The 4,052-nt window shown below is 37.1% G+C and carries 5 protein-coding genes; 1 reads left to right on the top strand and 4 read right to left on the bottom strand.

Going from position 1 to position 4,052, the window contains the following annotated elements:
• Positions 1–65: 65 nt before the first annotated feature.
• The 3 genes from G6554_RS25070 to G6554_RS25080 all read right to left on the bottom strand — a co-directional run bounded on the left by G6554_RS25070 (position 66) and on the right by G6554_RS25080 (position 1,538).
• Complete coding sequence (locus G6554_RS25070; RefSeq protein ID WP_166246817.1) at positions 66–638, bottom strand: histidine phosphatase family protein; 573 nt, start codon at positions 636–638, stop codon at positions 66–68.
• Positions 639–824: 186 nt separating this feature from the next.
• Positions 825–1,052 carry a helix-turn-helix domain-containing protein gene (locus G6554_RS25075; protein ID WP_166246818.1) on the bottom strand — a complete coding sequence of 76 codons (228 nt, stop codon included), beginning with the start codon at positions 1,050–1,052 and terminating at the stop codon, positions 825–827.
• 9 nt (positions 1,053–1,061) lie between these two features.
• Positions 1,062–1,538: a DUF2975 domain-containing protein gene (locus G6554_RS25080; protein WP_166246819.1), complete on the bottom strand. Its 477-nt coding sequence runs from the start codon at positions 1,536–1,538 to the stop codon at positions 1,062–1,064.
• A 614-nt stretch (positions 1,539–2,152) separates the two neighbouring features.
• Between G6554_RS25080 and G6554_RS25085 the strand changes: the two genes are divergently transcribed.
• Positions 2,153–2,362: a hypothetical protein gene (locus G6554_RS25085; protein WP_166246820.1), complete on the top strand. Its 210-nt coding sequence runs from the start codon at positions 2,153–2,155 to the stop codon at positions 2,360–2,362.
• Between the two features lie 246 nt (positions 2,363–2,608).
• Here the strand turns inward: G6554_RS25085 and rlmD are convergent, their stop codons facing one another.
• Positions 2,609–3,979: a 23S rRNA (uracil(1939)-C(5))-methyltransferase RlmD gene (gene rlmD, locus G6554_RS25090; protein ID WP_166246821.1), complete on the bottom strand. Its 1,371-nt coding sequence runs from the start codon at positions 3,977–3,979 to the stop codon at positions 2,609–2,611.
• Positions 3,980–4,052 lie beyond the last annotated feature (73 nt).

The following is a 4,052-nucleotide window of genomic DNA, read 5'->3' on the forward strand; positions in this document are numbered from 1 at the left end:
TATACATATAGTAACCCTCTTAATTTGCTGATTAATTTGCTACCTAATAATAGAAATCATAGTTTCTAAGTTTTCCACAATCGTTTAACCCCTACCAACTCATGACCATTAAATTCCATTCTATATATATCAGGCTTAGATGTATTTAGTAAAAAATTAAAATCATATTGACTGTCGTAATACCCCATCATTAGAGCCATTACTGCGCCATGAGTGCCAATTGCCACCTTACATCCTTGATAGGTTGTTAATATTTCTCCCAATACTGTTATAGCTCTATTTTGACAATCAGCATTAGACTCAGCTCCCGTTAAAGCAAAGTTAGGATCGGAAAACGACTTTGTTAGCAAAGGGTTTAACTCCTTATCAGATATTCGATAATCTTCGTCAGAAAAAATTCTTTCTTTAAGATCTTCAAATACTAAAACTTCTTTGCCAGAACGTTTAGCCAAATCCTGGATGGTTAAGATTGCTCGGTTGTATGGGCTTGAAACAAAAACTTCAATACCCTCGTCTTGTAATGTATCGGTGACTCTTTGAGCATCCAATATTCCTTTTTCAGTCAATCCTCTTGTTCTTTCAGTTCCTTCTGTATAAGGTGATTCTCCATGTCTCACCATATAAATGTAAGTTTTCATAATGCCACCCTCATTTCTATCTTCCTTAGATAAATCAACGTTTGTTGTACTGTCGTAGAATTCCATCTTATCCTTAGACGGATGGGTCACAGCCAACTAAAAGTAATACAAAAAACACCCATCCCAATATTTTAATCTTATTTCTCTGCTTAGGCACTCTGATTCCCTCCCGACACAGTGAATGAATCAATTATTCTTTTGATTGTACAAATCGCTTCTGTATTCAAGAATATCTCCTGGTTGACAATCCAGTGCTTCACATATTGCCTCTAAAGTTGAAAACCTAATCGCTTTCGCCTTTCCGTTTTTCAAAATTGAAATATTAGCCATTGTAATACCAACCCTCTCCGATAATTCTATAACACTCATTTTTCTTTTTGCTAATATCACATCTATATTGATTACAATTGCCACGTTTTCACCTCAGATTGTCAAATCATTTTCTGATTTAATTTTCAATACATTTTTTAAAAGCTCTTGGAGAACAGCCGTAAAGAGCAAAATAACAATAGAGGTTAATACTATTACCAACCCGATTATTGCAATACCAGGATGCAAAGCATTCTGTGTTCCGAGTATTATCATTCCTAATACATATAACACACTGATGGTACTTGCACAGTGTTTGATAATCCCTAATGTATTGACTGCTAATTCAGAAAAGGCATTATTGCTTTCAATATAGCTTAAAAGTTTTAATGCTTGATACAGTGCATAGTAAAATGGGATCGCTGTAATGTACAGCCCGATTAGAACTGGCTTCTGTAAAAAAGCAAACTCTGGATTCATTTGTGCCGAATCTTTTGCAAGTGACGGTAAAGCAAAGATACATAAACAGAGTATAACTACTCCAATACCATAAACAGCTACCTTTAATATAGTAATCTTTCCATGTTTCATAAAGAACCCCATTTTTTTCCTTTTATTTATATCCTATTACATTTTTTATTGTTTATCAATAAAAATTTATTTATTATTAATATATAATTATTTTCCTTGATAAGCCTTTGTGTAATTGTGGCTTAATAGTAAGACGAGACGCCACTTTGTAAATCGAGATGCAATGTTTGTAACTGACGACTAAATATTTGTAAACGAGACGCAGTTTTTGAATCCAAAAAGCCAGTTTTGAAAACTGAAAGCCACATTTGTAATCCAAATGCAGTTTGATTTTTTGGTTTTTTTACGTATGATAATAGAAAATGGGCACGCTAAATGGAGGTCAACTCCCTCTCGATTTTTTTGTAATCGGAGAATCCACCCCAATTTTGGTAAAGTAAAACCCTTATAGATAAAAAAACAGGGTATCCCTTTAACCGGAATAGCCCTGATCATTCTGTCGATTAATTTTGTAAACAACCATATGCTAAAAAACACCTCTTTACAAATATTTCCTTTTGTGCTGATTGTGGTAAGAGTATGCACATAAAGCCAATCGTAAGGGATATATTTGTGGGGCATACAATAAGTATGGTCATACAAAATGTTCAGATCACCATGTAAGAGAAAATGGAGTGATTGAAGCAATTTCAAATAATATAAAGCAATTGTTTTCAGCACTCTCTACAAAATCTATTCAAAAAGACATTGAGAAAAAGGTTGAAACCTTCATTCAGCGGGATCGAAAACAACTCACTAACATTCTCAAGCAGATAGAAAACATAAAGAAAGACAAAACAACTGCACTTCGCATAAAAATACGGGGTGAAATCCTAGATGAATAATACAGATTGCTCATTGAGGATAATGGTATCCAATTCGCTAAACTAAATGAGGAAAAGTTAAAATTAGAAAAGGGATTGCTTCAAAAAAACAAACGATTGATTTTACAAAACTAATCTAACAAATTGAACGGTTTGTTCAAAACCCTGTTCTTGCCGAAGAAATGCTTCAAAACTAAAGAAAGAATTGAAATAAAAGAAGATGGAGTCCGAGAATCCACTACCGATTCTCGGACCCTTATATATCTTCTATTTTTTTACGAGCAACGCACAGCACTCAACGTGTGTAGTCATCGGAAACATATCCACCGGCTGCACTTCCACGGTTTTATAGCCGCCATCCTCTAGAATCCGCAGATCCCGTGCCAGCGTGGCCGGGTTACAGGAAACATACACAACCTTCTTTGGTTTCATTTCAATAATTGTTTGCAGTAAGGCTTCGTCGCAGCCCTTGCGCGGCGGGTCAACCACTAAAACATCGGCAGTGTTTCCTTCTTTATACCACTTCGGAATCACGATCTCCGCTTCACCAGCTGCAAATTCCGCATTGGTAATACCATTTAATTCTGCATTTCTTTTCGCATCTTCAATGGCCTCTGGCACAACTTCTACACCGAAAACCTTGCGGGCCTTTTTTGCTAAAAATAAAGAAATGGTTCCGATACCGCAATAGGCATCAATGACTGACTCTTCGCCGCTAAGCCCAGCATATTCAAGTGCTTTATCATACAAAACCTTTGTTTGCACAGGATTGACTTGATAAAACGATAGTGCAGATATGGCAAATTTCACGTCGCCAATATAGTCATAAATTACTTCATTTCCCCACAGGACACTTGTTTTTTCTCCCATTATCACGTTTGTCCGCTTGGAATTCACATTATGAACAATTGACTTTACCTTCGGAAGCTGGGCAGTTATTTTTTCGACTACCTTACTTTTCTGCGGAAGATCTGCAGTTCTGGTAATAATGACAATCATGAGCTCTTCAGTCTGTTGACCGTACCGTGCCATAATGTGTCTAAGTACGCCTTTATGGGATTCTTCGTGATAGGCAGAAATGCCAAGTTCATTGCAAATTTCTTTTACCACCTGCACTGCTTCATTAATTTCAGGCAATTGAATCAAGCTTTCATTTGTATCGACAATCTCATGGCTCCTCGGTTTAAAAAATCCAGCAATCAATTTGCCATCTTTTTCACCTACCGGCACTTGGGCCTTGTTTCGATAATGCCAAGGGTTTTCCATCCCTAGAATCGGGTGCACCACCACATCCTCCAATTTGCCGATGCGCGTTAGAACTTGTCGAACCTGATTCTCTTTGTACTTTAACTGCCCTTCATAGCTGATATGTTCCAGCTGGCAGCCGCCGTATTTGTGGTGCTCGCTGCTCGCAATATCGACTCGATGTGGGCTTTTTTCATAAAGTTCAATTAACCGGCCAATTCCGTAGCCTTTCCCGGTCTTAATTACCTTAATCTTGGCTTTTTCACCTGGCAATCCGTTTGGAACAAATAGCGGGTATCCTTCCACCTTCGCAACTCCTGCCCCATCATGGGTTAAATCTTCAAAAAGGACATCTATATATTCATTTTTAGTAACTGGTAGTTGTCTGCTCATTTATTTCTTCCTTTACACGTTTTGACTAGCTAAGATTGTAACACAATTTAGTGGACTTACGAAACCTATGGCA

The organism is Bacillus sp. MM2020_4, assembly GCF_011250555.1.
GTDB lineage: Bacteria > Bacillota > Bacilli > Bacillales > Cytobacillaceae > Neobacillus.

What these genes read in the sequence shown, in the direction of transcription:
- G6554_RS25080 (WP_166246819.1), bottom strand. Translation starts at nt 1,538, where the DNA reads ATGAAACATGGAAAGATTACTATATTAAAGGTAGCTGTTTATGGTATT.
- rlmD (WP_166246821.1), bottom strand. Translation starts at nt 3,979, where the DNA reads ATGAGCAGACAACTACCAGTTACTAAAAATGAATATATAGATGTCCTT.
- G6554_RS25070 (WP_166246817.1), bottom strand. Translation starts at nt 638, where the DNA reads ATGAAAACTTACATTTATATGGTGAGACATGGAGAATCACCTTATACA.